At 65.9% G+C, this 18,144-nt stretch carries 18 protein-coding genes; 12 read left to right on the plus strand and 6 right to left on the minus strand.

Annotated features, from left to right (window positions below):
- Window position 1 precedes the first annotated feature (1 nt).
- From QME71_09630 to QME71_09645, 4 genes are read right to left on the minus strand one after another with little or no spacing between them, the layout of a single operon-like run.
- Window positions 2-712, minus strand: a complete 711-nt coding sequence (locus tag QME71_09630; GenBank protein ID MDI6858558.1) for a PHP domain-containing protein — start codon at window positions 710-712, stop codon at window positions 2-4.
- 18 nt (window positions 713-730) lie between these two features.
- Window positions 731-1,273: a hypothetical protein gene (locus QME71_09635; GenBank protein ID MDI6858559.1), complete on the minus strand. Its 543-nt coding sequence runs from the start codon at window positions 1,271-1,273 to the stop codon at window positions 731-733.
- A complete protein-coding gene (locus QME71_09640; protein ID MDI6858560.1) occupies window positions 1,270-1,539 on the minus strand; it encodes a 4Fe-4S dicluster domain-containing protein in 270 nt (89 codons plus the stop codon). Before QME71_09640 ends, QME71_09635 begins: the two co-directional genes overlap by 4 nt.
- Window positions 1,540-1,549: 10 nt before the next feature.
- Window positions 1,550-2,383, minus strand: coding sequence for a 4Fe-4S binding protein (locus QME71_09645; GenBank protein MDI6858561.1), 834 nt, complete (start codon window positions 2,381-2,383; stop codon window positions 1,550-1,552).
- A gap of 235 nt (window positions 2,384-2,618) precedes the next feature.
- On the opposite strand from QME71_09645, the gene QME71_09650 reads away from it, so the two are divergent.
- The 12 genes from QME71_09650 to QME71_09705 all read left to right on the plus strand — a co-directional run bounded on the left by QME71_09650 (window position 2,619) and on the right by QME71_09705 (window position 15,627).
- Window positions 2,619-3,983 carry an MFS transporter gene (locus tag QME71_09650; protein MDI6858562.1) on the plus strand — a complete coding sequence of 455 codons (1,365 nt, stop codon included), beginning with the start codon at window positions 2,619-2,621 and terminating at the stop codon, window positions 3,981-3,983.
- Window positions 3,984-4,052: 69 nt separating this feature from the next.
- On the plus strand, window positions 4,053-5,282 hold the full coding sequence (locus QME71_09655) for an FAD-dependent oxidoreductase (protein ID MDI6858563.1): 1,230 nt from the start codon (window positions 4,053-4,055) through the stop codon (window positions 5,280-5,282).
- Window positions 5,283-5,528: 246 nt separating this feature from the next.
- Entirely contained in the window at window positions 5,529-6,578 is a 1,050-nt protein-coding gene (locus tag QME71_09660) for a hypothetical protein (GenBank protein ID MDI6858564.1), read from the plus strand.
- Between the two features lie 118 nt (window positions 6,579-6,696).
- Entirely contained in the window at window positions 6,697-7,332 is a 636-nt protein-coding gene (locus QME71_09665; GenBank protein ID MDI6858565.1) for a methyltransferase domain-containing protein, read from the plus strand.
- A 153-nt stretch (window positions 7,333-7,485) separates the two neighbouring features.
- The gene (locus QME71_09670; protein ID MDI6858566.1) at window positions 7,486-7,737 is read left to right on the plus strand and encodes an SHOCT domain-containing protein; all 252 of its coding nucleotides are present in this window, start codon (window positions 7,486-7,488) and stop codon (window positions 7,735-7,737) included.
- Between the two features lie 139 nt (window positions 7,738-7,876).
- Window positions 7,877-9,910 carry a copper-translocating P-type ATPase gene (locus tag QME71_09675; protein MDI6858567.1) on the plus strand — a complete coding sequence of 678 codons (2,034 nt, stop codon included), beginning with the start codon at window positions 7,877-7,879 and terminating at the stop codon, window positions 9,908-9,910.
- A gap of 52 nt (window positions 9,911-9,962) precedes the next feature.
- Complete coding sequence (locus tag QME71_09680; protein MDI6858568.1) at window positions 9,963-10,295, plus strand: non-heme iron oxygenase ferredoxin subunit; 333 nt, start codon at window positions 9,963-9,965, stop codon at window positions 10,293-10,295.
- Complete coding sequence (locus tag QME71_09685; protein MDI6858569.1) at window positions 10,295-11,518, plus strand: FAD-dependent oxidoreductase; 1,224 nt, start codon at window positions 10,295-10,297, stop codon at window positions 11,516-11,518. The genes QME71_09680 and QME71_09685 overlap by 1 nt, the downstream gene beginning before the upstream one ends.
- Before the next feature lie 169 nt (window positions 11,519-11,687).
- Window positions 11,688-12,287 carry a DUF4389 domain-containing protein gene (locus QME71_09690; protein MDI6858570.1) on the plus strand — a complete coding sequence of 200 codons (600 nt, stop codon included), beginning with the start codon at window positions 11,688-11,690 and terminating at the stop codon, window positions 12,285-12,287.
- A gap of 211 nt (window positions 12,288-12,498) precedes the next feature.
- Window positions 12,499-14,001 (plus strand): PLP-dependent aminotransferase family protein, encoded by a 1,503-nt coding sequence (locus QME71_09695; GenBank protein MDI6858571.1) that lies wholly within the window; start codon window positions 12,499-12,501, stop codon window positions 13,999-14,001.
- A 15-nt stretch (window positions 14,002-14,016) separates the two neighbouring features.
- Complete coding sequence (locus QME71_09700; GenBank protein ID MDI6858572.1) at window positions 14,017-14,274, plus strand: hypothetical protein; 258 nt, start codon at window positions 14,017-14,019, stop codon at window positions 14,272-14,274.
- A 231-nt stretch (window positions 14,275-14,505) separates the two neighbouring features.
- Complete coding sequence (locus QME71_09705) at window positions 14,506-15,627, plus strand: site-2 protease family protein (protein MDI6858573.1); 1,122 nt, start codon at window positions 14,506-14,508, stop codon at window positions 15,625-15,627.
- A gap of 10 nt (window positions 15,628-15,637) precedes the next feature.
- Here QME71_09705 and QME71_09710 read toward each other — a convergent pair whose 3' ends face one another.
- Complete coding sequence (locus QME71_09710; GenBank protein ID MDI6858574.1) at window positions 15,638-16,438, minus strand: MaoC/PaaZ C-terminal domain-containing protein; 801 nt, start codon at window positions 16,436-16,438, stop codon at window positions 15,638-15,640.
- A 445-nt stretch (window positions 16,439-16,883) separates the two neighbouring features.
- Entirely contained in the window at window positions 16,884-17,720 is an 837-nt protein-coding gene (locus tag QME71_09715) for a hypothetical protein (protein ID MDI6858575.1), read from the minus strand.
- Window positions 17,721-18,144 lie beyond the last annotated feature (424 nt).

Below are 18,144 nucleotides of genomic sequence, written 5' to 3' on the forward strand. Positions count from 1 at the left end.
GTCATTCCTCCAGGTCGGCGCGTCCGCCGCCGGAAGCGCTGAGCTCGCGGCCCCGCCTATCGATGAGCCCTTCCGACGCCCAGTCGCCGCCGCGGCAGCGCCCCCGTTTGATTGCCTCTACCAGGTCGTGCTCGCTCCTGATGTCGTCCTCGAACACGGTGAACGACCTCGCGACCTCCATCAGGCGGTGCGAGTCGCTGCCGCCCGTTGTCGGCAACGCGAGCCGTCCGGCTAACTCCGACGCCATCCTCCGTTGCTGCTCGCCCATGCGCCCGTTGTGCACCTCAATGGCGTCCATCAGCCGCCAGCGGTACCGCTGCGTGAGCCGCGCCCACTCTTCCTCGACGGACCGGCCGGCGAGCAGGGCCGACGCCAGGTCCTGGAACGGGTGCGCCGCGATCATCACGCCGCCCGCTTCGTCCACCTGCGCCCGCAATTCCTCGACGCTGGGGATGCGCAGCCAGCGCTGTGGCCCTGCCAGCCCGAAGACGAGCACGTGCCCGATGTCCGTATCGACCTCCGCGCCGACCACCACCGGAAAGTCCGTCCGCTGCCGCAGCATCTCCACTTTCTCCGGGTCCCACAACTGGTCGTGGTCGGTGATGGCGATTCCGTCGAGGCCCCAGCGGCGCGCCTGTTCGACGAGACGAAACGGGTCGACGTGGCTGTCGCCGGAGCCCCAGCCGGTGTGATTATGGAGGTCGATGAGCATCCGAAAGCGATATCAAGGTCAGGCAGGCCTTATGCTGAACTGGCAATAGTCATCCTTTGGGACGGCGGCCTCCAATGCCACCTTCACATTGAAGCCGAAGCGTTCGAAAGCGAGCCGGCAGGCGGCGAGACAAGCCTCTTTGCAGGGCAGGCGGGCAGCCTCTTCCTCGCCCAGCTCCTCGCGGACCGTCTTGACATAATCGCAGAACGGCACCCAGAAGACGAGGCCGCGCGCTCCGTTTTCGACGATGGGCAGCGTATATATGGGCTGCGTCGCCAGGTACGCTATCTCAACGAACCGCTCCGGTATGAACGGGAAGGCGAGGCTGCCCGTCTTCGCCGCCGCCGCCTTAAGCACCTCATACGTGCGGTCGCTGTACTGCTCGCCCAGCTCCAGCGTGCGCTCCATCCACCGCCGGCCGAAGTCGGCGAAGAAGGCGTCGCGAGGTGCGTTGCCCGCCGCTTTTAGTTCGGCGCGCAGCGCTTCCGGCCCGAACTCGCTTTCGAGCCTCGTGATCATCTCCTCAGCCAGGTCCCAGGTGTAGCCGGCAGTCGAGGTCATGCGGAAACCTCCTCGGGCATAGTCAGGCTGATTGCGCCGACGGGACAGACCTCGACGCACTTGTTGCAGGCGGTGCACTTGTCGCGGTAGGCGGGAAAGACCACGTAGTTGCCGGGCTCCTTCCTGTCGAGCTCGACGCCGCGGATCATTTTGACAGCCGTCACGTTGAATACGGCCGGCGGGCAGACGCGCAGGCAGCGCTTGCAGTCAAAGGGGGTGGTGCAGAGCTCGCGGTTGATATTGATTATCGGGCTTACCGGGTTCATCGCGTTCTCCTTACCACACCCTCTTCAACACAGGGTACTTGTCCCTTTCCACCAGGCTTATCGCGCCGCGGTTGCAGGCGGTCATGCAGAGGCCGCAGCCGAAGCAGGCCATGGGGTCGATATTCGGCTTGTCGATCGTCGCCTCGTACTTGAGGGCGTTGAACTGGCAGCGGCCCAGGCATTCGCCGCAGCCGTTGCATCGCTCGTAGTCGACCTCGCAGATGTACTCGCCCTTGACGAGCTGATAGTCCAGCCCGTAATCGACTCGCAGGCGGATGGGCAGGCAATCGGGGTAGTCGCAGTTGCAGATGCCGCCGATGAAGTCGCCGCCCTCCTGCATGAGGATGTGCACCATGCCGCGCTTGTCCCAGTACTCCAGGAACTCCGCCGTCTGCTTCGGGCTGAGGAATTCGACGCCGCCGCGGTAGCGTTCCGGCCAGCGCTCCCACTTGAACATCCCCGTGCCCAGCCCGAGACAACTGTACTCGTTGATGTTCGTCTCCTCTTCGCCGCGCGCCGTTTTCCGGCAGATGCAATGCATGGCAGCGGTGGGCGTGCCCATTTCCATGACCACGTCAATGCAGTCCTTCAGGGGGACGACCTGCGTGCCCGGCTGCGTTGCGTGGCGACGGTTCATCTCGCTGATGATGGAGCGGAACTTATCGAGGTCGCCGTTGGCCTTCGCCTGTATGGCGTCCTGGAGGCCCATCCCTACGTTTTGCGGGTCGCCGCGAAAGTTGCTCTTGGCGCCGGGCTCTCGCAGCTTGTACATGCGGTTGGAGTAGTTCTTGGGGTTCTTATACCAGACGGTCCCGTCGCCCAGCCATTCGCACATCCGGCACATCGGCCTCTCCTTCCTCGGTTGCAGCGGGTCGAAGCCGTTTCAGTATAGCACTTCGCAATTCAATAAGGCCCCCCGGCTCCAAGGGAGAAAGTGTCCGTCAACGGATAGATAACGGACAAACGGACGGTGGCGCGGGCGTTCCCCCGGCGGGGTGAGATGCGGCCCTGCGTTGACAGGGGGGCGAGCTCCGATTATGTTGACGGTAGTCCCATTGAATCGCAAACGGAACTGACGGATGGAGCCTCCTGCCACGAAAATACCCGGTGGGGAAGAGGCCGCAAGCGGCCGTCGCCTCGCGGCGGCGACAAACGAGGGCGCCCGCGGCGGAAGCAAAACGTTCGCCGCACTCAGCAGTCTCAACTACCGCTGGTACTGGACGAGCCTCCTCCTCTACTTCATGGCCATGCAGATGTCGCAGGTGGCGCGCAGCTTCCTCGCCTACGACATCGCGGGGAAGGCGACCGCGCTCGGCTTCGTGAGCGTCGCCTGGGGCATACCCATGTCCCTCTGCTCTCCCCTGGGCGGCGTCATCGCCGATCGCGTGGACAAGCGGAAGCTCCTGCTCGTCACGCAGAGCTTCATCACCTTCTTCTATCTGGTGATGGCCGTGCTCGTGCACGCCGGCGTCATCGAGATCTGGCACCTCGTCGTCATAAGCTTCTGCCAGGGAATTGTGTGGGCGTTCAACATGCCCGCGCGCCAGGCGCTGGTGCCGGAGCTGGCGGGCGAGGGCGAGTCGCTGATGAACGCTCTCGCTTTGAACAGCGGCGCCATGAACGCCACCCGCATCATCGGGCCTTCGCTCGCGGGCGGTCTCATCGCCCTGCCCTGGTTCGGCATGACCGGCACCTTCTACACCGTCGTCGCCCTCGATACCGCCGTCCTCTTCGCCCTGTGGAAGATCGAGTCGCCGGGTGCGGCGCGCCGTCAGACAGCACGTCCGTTCTGGGAGGAGATGACCGTCGGCGCGAGGTACATCCTCAATTACTGGTCGCTGGTCGTCCTCATTATGATGGCCTTTGTCGTCGTGCTCGTCGGCATGTCGTACTTCGTGCTCCTGCCCGTCTTCGCCGGCGAGGAGGTCTACGACGTCGGCTCCTTCGGCTTTGGGATGATGAACACATTCGTCGGCATCGGCGCGATCATGGGGTCGCTGCTGATGGCGCGCATCAGCGGCTACCCGCACCGCTCCGCGTTGCAGCTCCTCGTCGGCATCGGCTTCGGCGTCGGGCTGCTGCTGTTCGGGATTGCGCCCGTGTTCGCCCTTGCGCTTGTCACGCTGGCGCTTGTCGGCTTCATGTCCACAAGCTACGCCACCCTGAACAACACCCTCATCTTCGCCCACACAGAGCGTGAGTTCACGGGCAGGGTGATGAGCGTGTACACGCTCACATGGTCGCTCCAGCCGATCGCCATAATGCCGCTCACCGCCACCGCCGACCTCGCGGGGGCGCGGCCAGTGATGGCGGCGATGGGGGTGGCCGTCGCCTCGTTCGTAGCGCTGGTTGCCGTCCTCTACCCCGGCTATCGCCGCATCGGCACACCCGCCGCCATCGCCCTCGAACGGGCAAGCGCGGTCGAGGCCGCTCCCGGCAAGTGATTTCCTCCCCATGTTATCCTTGAAGTAGGAGGCGGCTCCAATGAGGCTGCCTTTCCACGGAGGACGGCAATGAGCGACGAAACGATAACGATGTACGGCGCCCTGTGGTGCCCCGATTGCATACGCTCGAAGGACTTCCTGACCGAGCAGCGCGTCCCCTTCGAATGGATCGATATCGAGGCCGACCCGACGGCCGCGGCCAGGGTAAGGGAGATCAACGACGGCAAACAGATAATCCCCACAATCCTGTTCGCCGACGGCTCCATCCTCGTCGAGCCGTCAAACGACGAGCTTGCCCGTAAGCTGGGCCTCAGACTGAGGGCGAAGAAGGACTCGTACGACCTGATCATCGTTGGTGGAGGGCCCGCCGGCCTCACCGCCGCCATCTACGCCGCCCGCGAGCGCATTGATTGCCTGGTTATCGAGAAGAGCGCGCCCGGCGGCCAGCCGGGAAGGGTGGAGCGTTACGACAACTACCCGGGGTTCCCGGGAGGAGTATCGGGCGCGGAGATAGCAGACCGGATGGTGGCGCAGGCACGCGAGAACGGCGTCGAGATACTGCAAGCGGTGGCCGTCGGCGGCATCGCGCGGGACGGCGAGCGGCTCCGCGTGACGACGGACCAGGGCGATGAGTACTCGGCGCGGGCCGTGCTCATCGCGACAGGCACCGGGAGGAGAAAGCTGGGCGTTCCGGGCGAAGAGAGGCTGACCGGCAGGGGCGTCCACTACTGCGCCACCTGCGACGGGCCGCTTTACCGGGGCGCGGATGAAGTGATGGTGGTCGGCGGGGGGAACGCGGGTCTGGAGGAAGCGATCTCGCTGTCCCGCTTCGCGAAGCTCGTGCGCATCGTCGAGTTCCTGCCGTCGCTCAGCGCGTTCCGGGCGCTACAGGAGAAGGTGCTCGACCGCCCCGAGTTCCGAGTGCACACCGAGACCGAGGTGCTGCGCTTCGAGGGCGAGCGCAAGCTGTCGTCGGTCGTGTGCCACGACCGGAAGACGGGCGAGGAGACGACGTTTCAGCCGGCCGCGGCCTTCGTCGTTATCGGCATGCAGCCCCACAGCGATTTCCTGCGCGGCTCCCTCGACCTAGACGAGAAGGGCTTCGTCGTCGTCGATGACTCCTTTCAGACGAGCCTGCCGGGCGTGTTTGCCGCCGGCGACATCCGCTCGCGCTCTCCGCGGCAACTGGCCGCTGCCGTCGGCGATGGGGTGGCCGCGTTCATGGCGCTGCGCCGCTACTTGCAGGAGCCCGTCGCGCAGCCCGCCGGAGAACAGAGACCGCAGGCCGTCAAGGAGTAACAAACAGGCGAGCGGATGCGCGAGGGGCGGGCCCGCGTTCGCAGCACCCCGCTTGCAGCCGCCGGCGGGGTTTCCCCAGAGGCTTGATAAACCCTCGGACCCCGGCTATCCTTGTGGCGCTGGTATGAAGGAAGGGGGGATCGGCTACGATGCTCTGAGCAGATGTTGCACCTGGCATCCTGGGTTCGGTGAGGGAAGACGCCGCGTAGTTGGTGCAGCGCCAACAACAGGGAAAGGAGTGCAGCGATGAACTTTGCCGGACGCATATTATGGCCTTTTGTGACGGTCGCGAACCTGGCTCTGCTGCTCGCTATCTCTACCGCGAGTCCCCTCCCCGCCACAGCCGAAGAGCCGACAGCCACAGCAACCCCTGCCGTCAATACGCCGACCCCTGCGCAGGACGTTGCACCCACTCCACCGGTCGAGGGCAACGCGCTGGCTATTAACGGGACGGCATGGATTGACGCGACCCCCGCCCCTGAGGGAACAGTTGTGCAGGCGCTCGCAGACGGCGTGGTATGTGCGGAGGGTGTGGTGGCAAAGGGCCGTCCTTCCCTGCCGCCGCTGTCCTTCGAGGCCGCCGTGGCGCTTGCAGAGGGGAAGGAGCTGTGTCTGGAAGAAGGGACAACCATGTCCTTCACCATAGGCGGGAAACCGGCGCACCAGACATTGAAGCTCGACGCGGCTGCGCTCGCCTCTGCATCGCCCATCTTTATCGATCTCTCGGCCGGCGAGCCGTTCGCAGCCTACAGCGGCCCGATGTCCATCCAGGGGAAGCCTATTACGGAGTACGAGTTTCCTGATGGCTCCGGTCGCCTCCCCTCACCCATAATAATCGATGCGTCCATAGTGGACCTTTCGCAAGAGCTCTCATGGCACAAATGCGGTGAGGTTGTTGTGGGCCAAGAGGGTCTCTCCACAGCCACGCCCACGTCTTACGCTTACCTTGTTGTGCCGTCTACGAAACAGGTGCCGGGTTGCGGTGCTGAAGGGGCATCCGTCGGCTTTAGGATAGCGGGGGCGGTAGTAGCTTATGACAAATGGAGTGCAGGCTTCCATCAGTTAGCTCTGCAAACCGAAGGGCCCATCATACGCGTCCCGACGACGCAAGGCGAAGCGCCTGCTGCCGGTCAGGCGGAAGTCGCTTTGCCTCCTGCGGGGCTGTCCAACACGCAACAAGAAGGGGACAGTCTGGCCTTCTGGTGGGCCGCCGCCGCCGTTAGCGGTGCGGTGAGCGTCATCGCCGCGGCTTGTCTCGCCGCTTCGCTTGTGCGGTCACGGCGGCATAGTGGGTAGCAACTGACTCAAGGAACGGGAGGGCCGTCCAAGCAAGGCGGCCCTCTCTTCATCTCGCTGTCGTGGCGCCGGTGGTATTATTAAGAATGACTCACTTCATTTGTTCACGGGCGACGCGATGAACTCGAAGTCAGTTGACGAGACCGCGAAGGAGCAGGCGCGCTACCAGGGCGTCGCCCGCTGGTACGACCTCGCGACTCGCCCCATGGAGTTGCTCGGCTTCCGCCGCCTGCGACGCCGCCTCTGGCAGCAGGTGGACGGCGCGCGCGTGCTCGAGATCGGCGTGGGCACCGGCGTCAACCTGTCCCTCTACCCGGACGGCTCGCGCGTCGTCGCCATCGACATCGCCCCCGCGATGCTCCAGCGCGCGGTCGAGCGGGCGAGGCGCGACAGCCGCCGGGTCGACTTCCTCCTCGCCGACGCCCAGCATCTCCCGCTGAAGGACGCCGTCTTCGACACGGTCATCGCCACCTGCGTCTTCTGCTCTGTCCCCGACCCACAGGCCGGACTCCGCGAGGCGCTGCGCGTTTGCGCCCCCGGCGGGAAGTTGCGCCTCTTCGAGCACGTCATCGCGAAGAACCGGCTTCTCGGCAGGGTGATGCGCTGGCTCAACCCCATCGCGGTCCGGATAGGCGGCGAAAACATTGATCGCGACACCGTCGGGAACGTGCGCGCCGCCGGCTGGACCCTCGAGCGCGAGGAGTCGCGGATGCTGGGCATCCTCAAGCTCATATACGGGCGGCCCCAACCGTAGCGGGAGCGGACGCGCCCGGCAGACGTTCACAAATCTTCTATCACGCGCCGCCCAATCTTCATACTCCTTCAACATTCGCCTTCTAAGATGCAGTGAACGGACCTTCAGCAGGTCTCCGCGATTTTGTGCCCGTGGCAGGAGAAGGGGAGAGACATGTGGTGGCATGCGCATGAGGGGATGGGCTGGTGGATGCTCTTCGGCGGCATACTCTGGCTCGTCTTTCTGGGGACGATCCTCTATTTCATCGCGTACGCGCTTGGCGGGACGCGGACGTCGCGGCGCGGTGACGAAGACGACGCCCTCGAGATAGCGAAGCGGCGCTACGCGCGGGGCGACATCACCCGCGAGGAGTTCGAGCAGATCCGCCGCGACCTCACCGGTCGGTCATCGTCAGGGCCCGGGTAGCGCCCCCAGCGTCCTCGCGGCACCGATGCCCACATAGGAGCAGCGTATGGAGCACGCAGAGCACCGGCACCAGCACGCCGGCCCCGAGCACGGCGGTGGGCCGGAGCGGCCGGGCGCAGGCATGACGCACCACGCCCACATGGCGGAGGACTTTCGCCGCCGCTTCTGGATATCGCTCGTCCTCACGATTCCGGTAGTGCTCCTTTCGCCCCTTATCCAGGACTTCCTGGGCATCGAGGAGGAGCTCGACTTCCCCGGTGACGAGTGGGTGCAGTTCGCCTTCGCCAGCGTCATATTCTTCTACGGTGGCTGGCCGTTCCTCACCGGCATCATCGGAGAGCTGCGGCGGCGCGAGCCCGGCATGATGACGCTCATCGCCCTCGCGATAAGCGTCGCCTACGTCTACAGCTCGGTCGTCGTCTTTGGCGTGTCGGGCGAGGTCTTCTTCTGGGAGCTGGCCACCCTTATCGACGTCATGCTCCTCGGCCACTGGCTGGAGATGCGCTCGCTGCTCGGCGCGTCCGGCGCCCTGGAAGCGCTCGCCCGCCTCCTGCCCGCCGAGGCCCACCGCCTCCTGCCCGACGGCTCGACGGAGGACGTGCCCGTCGCCCAGATCGGCAGGGGCGAGCGCGTGCTGGTCAAGCCCGGCGAGCGCGTCCCCGTCGACGGCGTCGTCGTCGAGGGGCGGACGTCGCTGAACGAGGCGATGCTCACGGGCGAAAGCAGGCCGGTTGAGAAGGGCGAAGGCGACACCGTTATCGGCGGCTCGATCAACGGCGAGTCGGCCGTCACCGTCGAAGTGCAGAAGACCGGCGACGAGACCTACCTCTCTCAGGTCACGGAGATGGTGCGGCGGGCGCAGGCTTCGCGCTCCCGCACGCAGGACCTCGCCAACCGGGCGGCGCTGTGGCTTGTCATCATAGCGCTGGGGGCGGGCAGCGCCACGCTTGTCTCCTGGCTCGTCAGCGGCCGCAGCTTCGAGTTCGCCCTCGAACGGACGGTGACGGTAATGGTCATCGCCTGCCCGCACGCGCTGGGGCTGGCGGTGCCCCTCGTGGTCGCCGTCTCCACCGCCCTTGCCGCGGGAGCCGGTCTGCTCATCCGCAACCGCAGCGCCTTCGAGCGGGCGCGCAGCATCAACGCAATCGTTTTCGACAAGACGGGCACGCTCACGGAGGGACGCTTCGGCGTGACCGATGTCGTCGCCCTTAACGGCCGCAGCGAAGATGAGGTGCTGTCGCTGGCCGCCGCGCTCGAGAGCCGCTCCGAGCACCCGATTGCCGCCGGCGTCGTCGAGGCCGCCCGCGAGAGGGGGCTGGACGTCGCGCAGCCGCAGGAGTTCCGCGCTATCGCCGGCAAGGGCGTCGAAGGCACGGTCAACGGCAGAGGCGTCATGGTGGTCAGCCCCGGCTATCTTACCGAGCGGCAGCTCACCGTCGGGGACGGCCGGCTGCGCCAGATAGCGGAGCAGGGGAAGACGGTCGTCTACTTGCTGGTCGATGGCAAAGTGGAGGGCGCAGTCGCCCTCGCCGATATCGTCCGCGAGGAATCGCGGGAAGCGGTCGACCGGCTGAAGGGCATGGGGGTGCAGGTCATGATGCTCACCGGCGACTCGGAGCCCGTCGCGAGGTGGGTGGCGGGAGAGCTCGGCCTGACGCAGTACTTCGCGGGTGTGCTCCCCGACAAGAAGGCGGACAAGATCAGAGGGGTGAAGGCGCAGGGGCTGCGGGTAGCGATGGTGGGCGACGGCGTGAACGACGCCCCCGCCCTCGTGGAAGCGGACGTCGGCATCGCCATCGGCGCGGGCGCCGACGTCGCAATCGAATCGGCCGACATCATTCTCGTGCGCTCCGACCCCCGCGACGCCGTCGACGTCATCGAGCTTGCCCGCGCCACTTACAGCAAGATGGTGCAGAACCTCCTCTGGGCGACGGGCTACAACGCGGTAGCCATTCCGGCAGCGGGCGGAGTCTTCTTCAGCCTGGGATTCTTCCTGCCGCCTGCCGCCGGCGCCATCCTGATGTCGCTGTCGACGGTGATCGTCGCAGTGAACGCGCAGCTTCTGTCACGCGTCGGCGGACGCTTCAGGCGAGCGAAGGAGGGGGCGCCGCCGTCCGGGAACGCGGAAGCGGCGCCGCGTCATCCATCGATGCACATTCACGCCGGCCATTAGGGAACGGCAGACACAAAGAAAGATGCGCGCATTTCGAAGGAGGAGATGAACGATGCAACCTGAACAAGAGCACCAGGCCGTCGCGAGCGAGGGAGACCTTGACGATGGAGGTCTGCTGGGGGTTGAGGTGGACGGGCAGCGTATCGTTCTGGCGAAGCTCCGCGGCGAGGTCTACGCGCTCGGCGCCGTCTGCACCCACAGAGGTGCCGATCTCTCCGAGGGCGTGATCGAGGGCGAGATGGTCCGTTGCCCGTGGCATCGCAGCGGCTTCGATATCAGGACAGGCGAGGCCGTGAAGCCTCCCGCCAGGGAGCCGGAGCCTGTGTACGATGTCAAGATCGAGGACGGACAGATCTGGGTGTCGCGCCGGCCAAGGGGGACATGATGAACGATAAACCAACGTACGTCATCGTCGGCGCGAACCTGACGGGAGGCACCGCCGCCGAAACGCTGCGCAGCGAGGGCTTCGATGGGCGCATCGTCCTCGTCGGCGCCGAACCCGACCCGCCTTACGAGCGTCCGCCGCTCTCCAAGGACTATCTGCGGCGGGAGTCGCCGCGGGAGCACGTTTTCCTGCAGGGCGCGCAATACTACCGCGAGCACGAGATCGACCTGCGCCTCGGCGAAAGGGCAGTGTCTCTCGACCCCGGCGAGCGGCGTGTCGAGCTGGAGTCGGGCGAGCTGGTCCGCTACGACCGGCTGCTGATCGCGACGGGGGCCGACCTGCGGCGGCTCTACGTGCCGGGCATTGGGCTGGAGGGCGTCCGCTACCTGCGCACCCTGCGCGACGCCGACGCCCTCGGCGACGAGCTGCAAAAGCGACCGCGCGTCCTCGTCGTCGGCGCGGGCTTCATCGGCTCCGAGGTCGCTGCCTCCGCCCGTGTCCTCGGCTGTGAGGTCACGATGATAGAGATCGCGCCCGTGCCGCTTGTTCGCGCGCTCGGCGAGGAGATGGGGTCGATATACGCCGCCATCCACCGCGACCACGGCGTCGACGTGCGAACCGGCATGGGCGTGGCGGAGTTCCGTGGAGCGCGGCGGCTGGAGGCGGCCGTTACGACCACCGGCGACGTCATTTCCTGTGACATTGCCGTCATAGGCGTCGGCGTGGCCTCGGCCGTCGGCTGGCTCGAGGACTCCGGCGTCGCGCTTGAGAACGGCGTGCTGACCGACGAGCTGGGCCGGACAAACCTGCCGGACGTCTACGCCGCCGGGGACGTCGCCAACTGGTGGCATCCGGTATGGCGGGAGCGCCTTCGCCTCGAGCACTACGACAATGCCCTGAACCAGGGCGCCGCTGTCGCCCGCAACATGCTCGGCGCAGCGGAGGCGTACGCGCCCGTCCCCTACTTCTGGTCCGACCAGTACGAGCTGAGTCTCCAGTACGTCGGCTTTGCGAGCAGGTGGGACAGCGTGGTCTTTCGCGGCGATCCCGCGACCCGTTCGTTCAGCGCGTTCTACGTCGTGAACGGGCGTCTGCGCGCCGCCCTCAGCGTCAACCGCATCACCGACCAGGCGCCTGCCGAGCGCCTCATACGCGCCGGCGTCCCCATCGACGAGCAAAGGCTCTCCGACGAAGGCATTGAGCTGGAGCAGGCGGCAGCCTAGCGAGCGGCAAGAGCGCCCCGTCGTCCCAGCCTGCCGGCTCAGGCAGGCCGCCAGTCTTTCTCCGCCGCTGAGGTGAAATTGGGGTTTGGCCTATGGACAGAGCGCGTCGCTGCGCGTACCATCGCTCTAACGGAAGACGTTTGCTGATCACGCCAAAAGGAGGTGGCATGTGGCGGTTTACCCCGTCTCCTTCGACATAGCGCGCCCCGAGAAGTTCGAGCGGCCCCACGTCTTTCTCCGCATCGTCGTCCTGATAATCCTGTCGATTCTTGGCGGCGCCTTCGGCTGGATACTGGGCCTGGTGTACCTGCTCTTCCCGGCGCTGGCGGCGATTTTCATTTCGCAGAAAGGCGCGGAGCGATTCCTCCAGGAGGACGGCCCCCGCATGACCGGCTGGATCCGGTGGGTGATGGCTTTGTATGCCTACCTGGGCCTCGTCACCGACCGGTTTCCCACCGAGAAGCCTGAAGAGATAGTTCGCGTGGAGATCCAGACCGGGGGGACGCCGACGGTCGGAAGCGCCCTCCTGCGGATCATCCTGGCAATCCCCAGCGCCTTTGTGCTGGGGATCCTTGGCCTGATCTCCGGAATCATCTGGATCATCGCCGCCATCATGGTGCTGATCCAGGAGAACTACCCCGACGGGCTGTTCGGCTTCCAGGTGGGCGTCCTGCGCTGGGAGGCGCGGCTTCTCGGCTACCAGGCGTCGCTCGTCGAGCCTTACCCGCCGTTCGCGCTGGATACGGGCACCGGGACGGCGGCAACGTAGCGGCGGTTCTTTCGATTGGTCTCTCTCAGCCGCGGACGCGGCGCGAAAAACCACCGTAGCGCGCTGCCATCCGGCCCTGTCGTGGCGACTCCCGAATGGATGGCTTCTGGAACCTCCAATTGGCTGTTGACAGCCTTCTCTCGCGCCGATAAGCTGTGAATGGCTGGCACAGCGGCAATCGGGAACCATCCAATTCAAGGAAGCGAAGGAGTTGGACCTCGACATCGACCGGCGCTCTCCGGTGCCACTCTACCGTCAGATAGCCGAAGCCCTGCGCGCCCGCATTTTGGACGGCAGTATCCCCATCGGCAGCCGCCTCCCGTCCGAGCGCAGCCTTGCCCGCGCGCTCGACGTCAACCGCTCGACGGTTGTGAACGCTTACGACGAGCTGGCGGCGGATGGACTCGTGATCGGCAGGGTGGGCCGCGGGACGGCCGTTGCCTGCTGCCCGGAGGAAGACGAGCCACTGAGCCGGCCGGTCGTATGGCAGCAACTGTTCGCCGAAGAGGGGCAGCACCTGGTTCCCTGGCGGCAGGAGATCCGCTCGGGTGAGGGAAGGCCGGACGGCGCCGGTCTCGTTTCGGCGGAGCTCGACCCCGAGCTTGTGCCGCTGGCCGAAGTCGGGAGACTCTTGAGGGAGCTGCTGGACGCACAGGGCAGCGGGGCGCTCGCCTACCTGCCGACGGAAGGGCTCCCGCCGCTAAGGGAGGCGATAGCGGAGCGGCTGCGCCAGCGGGGCGCGCGCTACCATCCCGAAAACGTGGTCATCACAGCGGGGGCGCAACAAGCGCTCGACCTGGTGGCGAGGGCGTTCCTGGGGTCTGACGACGAGGCGGCAATTGAGTCTCCGACATACCCGGGCGCAATCCATGCCTTTCGCCAGCGGCGCCCGCGCCTCGTCGCCATCCCATCTGACGACCAGGGCATGCGGATCGATGCCCTTCAGCAGGCGTTTGCGCGCCGCTGCCCCATCCTCGTCTTCACGATCCCCAACTTCAACAACCCCACGGGAACGAGCATGTCGCCGGAGCGGCGCGGGCAACTGCTGCAATTCAGCCGCCGCAACCAGATCCCCGTCGTGGAAGACGATGCCTTCAGTGAGATCTACTTCGGAGGGGAACGCCCCCTGCCGCTGGCCTCCCTGACGCCCGCCGACCACGTCATTCACATCGGCACGTTTTCGAAAATGCTTGTGCCGGGACTCCGGGTCGGCTGGCTGGCGGCGCCGAAACCGGTAGTCGAGCGCGTTCTGTTGTTCAAGCAGATCGCCGATCTGCATACGGCGACTCTGAGCCAGTGGCTGGCGTTGCGCGCCCTCGAGACCGGCCTCGTCGACGCGTTCCTCGACCGCGCGCGGCCCGTCTTCGCCCGGCGCCGCGATGCCCTCATCTCCGAACTGACGCGCGAGCTACAAGGCGTTGTCCACCTTGCGCCTCCTCAGGGGGGACTCTGCGTCTGGTGCCGCCTTACCGAGGGGCTGCCCGCCCGCAGGGTGCTGGGCGTCGCCGCAGAGCGCGGAGTCGCCTTTCTGCCCGGCGACGTCTTCTCCGTGGAAGGCGGTCACCATTCCTACCTGCGCCTCGCCTTCGGGCGTCTGCGGGAGGAGGATGCCCGCGGGAGCGTCGCCGTGCTGAAGCAGGCAATCGATCAGGTGCGGGCGGAAAGCAAACGGGAGCAGGGCCGGGAGGCGAGGAAAGTCGTGCCATTCGTATAAGGAGCGGCCGGACGGATGTGGCTGCATCTCTACGTACAGGAAGTGCTGCGGGAGCGCGAGGAGCGGATGCTGGAGCGGACGCTCCGCGTGCGACGGGAGCTGCCGCCCCGCGCGCACCCGGCGCTCCGACCGGCGCGCCTGCTCGGCCTTGCCCTGATTTCAGTCGGGACGCGACTCTGCGCCTGGGGGGGCGGCGACGCCGTCGGCCCGCAGGCTACGCCCTCGCTCGAGCGGATCGAGGGAGCGGTGAGGCGCCGAGCAGCGCGGGGATAGCTCCCCCCTTCGGCGCCCTTTCTCTCCGACCCCGGTGAGATGCCGCACAGGCGTCTTCCATCGACTTCCGCCGTGTGATTGCCCGCCGGAAGTCGACGCTCCCCACGCCCTGCCGGTCCAGCGTCTCTGCGCCCGTTTCGTATTCGCCTCGACAGGCCTTGATCTGGGGTATACCATTAGATCAGGAGGTCATACAGGAGACTTCCAGCGGTATCGGACTGGAGGAAAACGATGCCGGGATCATTCAAAATCGGCAAGTATGGTGGCGTCGATGTCTCAGTTCACTGGAGCTGGGTAATCATCTTCCTCCTCATAACGTGGTCGTTCGCGGAAGGGATCCTGACCATATTCGATTGGACGGCGACGCAGCGCTGGGTTGCGGGAGGGTTCATCAGCCTCGTTTTCTTCGCGTCGTTGCTCATGCATGAGTTGGCCCATTCGTGGGTGGCCAGAGGCCGCGGCGTCGACGTGCGGGGGATCACTCTCTTTCTGTTCGGCGGCGTCTCCAACCTGAAGGGAGAGCCGAAGTCGGCCGAGGACGAGTTCGTTATCGCCATCGTCGGTCCGCTCACCAGCCTGGGCATGGGCCTTGTCTTCGCCATCGGCTGGGCCGTCCTCCAGTTCTGGAATAGTGGGGTAGCGGGCATATCAGCCAATCTGGCGGTGCTGAATGCCGTGATCGCCGCGTTCAACCTGTTGCCCGGCTTCCCCCTCGACGGCGGGCGCGTTTTCCGCTCCCTGCTCTGGTGGCGAAAGAAGAACCTGCTTGCCGCGACGCGGACAGCGTCTCGTGTGGGTGAGTACTTTTCCTACGGGCTGATGGGGGTGGGCGTCATCTTCTTCCTCTTCGGCAACCTCATCGGCGGCATATGGCTGTTTGTCATCGGCCTCTTCCTGCGCAGTGCCTCCCTCGGCAGCTACCAGCAGACGCTGGCGCAGGTCACACTCGCCGGCATGACGGCGGGCCAGGCAGCGCGGACCGATTGCGAGATCGTCTCGCCTGATACGTCCCTCGAACAGCTCGTCGACGGCTACATCCTGCCCCGGAACGTCCGCTGCTTTCCCATCCAGCGCGACGGGCAGCTCCTGGGACTCGTCACCCTCGAGGACGTCCGGCGCGTCCCGCGCGATGAGTGGGCCACGACGTCCGTCTCGAAGACGATGACCGCTTTCGACCGCTTGCACGCCGTTTCCCGCGAGGAAGACCTGCGACGTGTGGTGCAGATCATGAGCGAGGAAGACGTGAACCAGGTGCCCGTCGTCGAGGGCGATCGCCTTGTCGGCCTGATCTCGCGCTCCGACATCATGCGGCTGCTCAAGATACGGCAGGACCTGGCGGAGGAGGCGCAGTAACCCTCAAAGGTCAGCGCGACGGCTCGTAAGCGCCGGTGTGGAGCATTCGGGCGACCACCGTTCCCTCGCTGTCTACGGTCAGCACCCGTTGCGTCACGAAGAAGCGTCCCTTCCGCTCGCGGGCCTCTTCGACCCGTCCCCAACTGTACAGCGTTCTGCCTAACCGCGCCGGCGAGACCCATTCCGTGGCGCTCGCGGTGTGGATAACGACGCTGTAGGGGTAGTTCCGCCACAGCAGGGTGAAGGGCAGTGCGGCCAGGACGCTGGGCGGGACCAGCCCGCGCGATAGCAGCGCCGCCGCCAGCGGTGTTCCTTCCAGGCCCGCCGCAGCGAGGAAGTGCTCCAGTTCTGGTCTTGTATACGTACGGTCGTCCGCCCTCTTGAGCAACGCGCCGGTCATCGCCGCGTCCTTCACGAGCACCTGTGGCTCCACCGTGTCGTCGCGCTCGAGGTCGTCGACCCTGATCTCCTCGCGATAGGGCCCGGCCAGCGCCTCTGCCCGTAGCCCGTCGCGCGACAGCGTGATCCGCCAGTCCGCCTCGCCGACCGGCTCCGCGCGGATGGCCAGTTCTTCGCCGTCGAAGACCGGACGCCGGAACTCGATCGCGCCGTAACCCCTCTCTAGCCAGTCGGCGCCGAGAGCGCGGATGGCGGCATCGGCCGCGAAGGCGTAGAGGGTAACGCCGGCGACCAGGCCGCCCGGGTAGCCCAGCGAGCGCGCGTAGTCGTCGCGGTGAATAGGGTTCCACGAGTCGGGCACGTCGTTCTTCGCCGTCACCCGGTACTCGAACGCTTGGCGTTGCTGCCTCATGTGTCGCTTCCCTCCTTCGCCAGCCGACGGGATCATTGCCGGACGTCTCAGACCTTGTCCGACGCATGGACCCGTCGCCTTAACGCTTTCTCCGGCCCTCCCGGATGTCACGTCGAGGGCAGGCGCGTTCGACCTCTCGTGTCGCCGGGCGCGGCGTCGACTGCATCTTAGCACGGAGCGCTCTTTCTGACTTCGCGGCGGCCCGTCGGGCGCCGGCATCAGTGGGGCACGTCCCCAATGCAGCAGGTTCGCTCTAATCGCAGTCCGCGGCATGCGTTGTGGAAGAAGGAGGCGGCCAATTCCGACGAGCGCGAACGCCGCGGGGAATTTCTGCAACGCGCTTGACAAAGCCTCCTCAACCTGCGGACGAAGCGATGAAGAGAGAAGCCCCAAGATCATCTCGAGGCCTCTCATCTCATCGTCCGGCGGTTCCAGCCGCCTGGTCTTAGCTCTTGCGGTTCACTCTTCTCCCGGCGAACAGAAGCCCACCGGCAGCGAGGGCCACAGCCAGAGCCGTGCCCAGTATCGCCACGTCGGGCTGTGAAGCGCTCTCACTGCCTGTTCCCGCGCTCGGAAGAACGCCCACGGGCCGCGGTGTGGGAGCGATTATCACCGGCAGCACCTGCGCGAGAGGTGTGGCGGTGGGCGTCGCGGTTGGCGTGGAGGTCGGCGGCGTTGTGCTTGTGGGTGTCGGCGTGTTCGTCGGCCCGACCTCCGTCGCCTCCGGGGTTGCCGTCGGTGTCTCCGGCGTCTCGGTCACTGTCGGCGTGTTGGTTGCGGTTGCGGTCGGCGTGTTCGTCGCCGTCGGCGTGTTGGTGGCGGTTGATGTTGGAGTACTGGTCATAGTCGGCGTCGGCGTGTCTTCTTTGTCATAGCAGAAGCTGATGTGACTGAGGCCGCACGGGTTGTCGCCGACGCCGCAGTTGGCCGGCGCGGTGAGATTGGCGTCGCCGAACGACTCCTCCGGTGGGTCATACGTGTATATGTTCGAGTCTGGGCCGCCTTTCACGATGACCTTGTCGATGCCCAGCGTCGAAGTCCAGTCGAACGAGACGCCGTCCGTGGTCACAGTGATGCTCTGGGGGTTCCCGTCGATGTCGAAGAAGTCGTAGGACTGAGTGTTTGGAGGGTCAGGCCGAACGGCCTCCAGCAGGCCGAAGTCCTCGCAGAAAACGTTGCCTTCCATAATAACGGGCGTCACGCTGGCGGCCTGCAACCCGGACGTGTAGACGGAAGCGGCCAGGACCGCCAGTGCGGCGACCGCCATGAGACCAAGGCTCATGCCAAGCCGACTCCGGCCTAGCTCAGCTATCCTGGAAACGATTCGGGGATGTCTTTCCTTGTTCATCTCCTACCCCTTTTCGTGAACGGAGGGTCGGCGCCCTCTCGGCCTGCGAGCTCTCCTTCGTCACCGTCACCTCCGTCCCCACACGATCGCCCGGTCACTGTGCATCCCAGATGCCTGGCGGAAAGCAGAGGATAATTTAACGTTAAGGCGGTTGCCGTTCAGACTTGCTAAGAGAAGCACCCGCAGCCGTTGCTGTTTCATCGCAAACTCGGCCCGAGCGTACGGCTTGCGGCGGCGCGACAGAAACGCCTTCTTCGCCTCGAATGCGACCGCGTGAATGCGGGACGCTCCGATCGCGGAAATCGAGGCTGTGCCGCGCCGCGACGAGCTAAGGGCAATCGAACCCGGGCGACGGAGG

Source organism: Dehalococcoidia bacterium (genome assembly GCA_030018455.1).
Lineage (GTDB): Bacteria > Chloroflexota > Dehalococcoidia > DSTF01 > JALHUB01 > JASEFU01.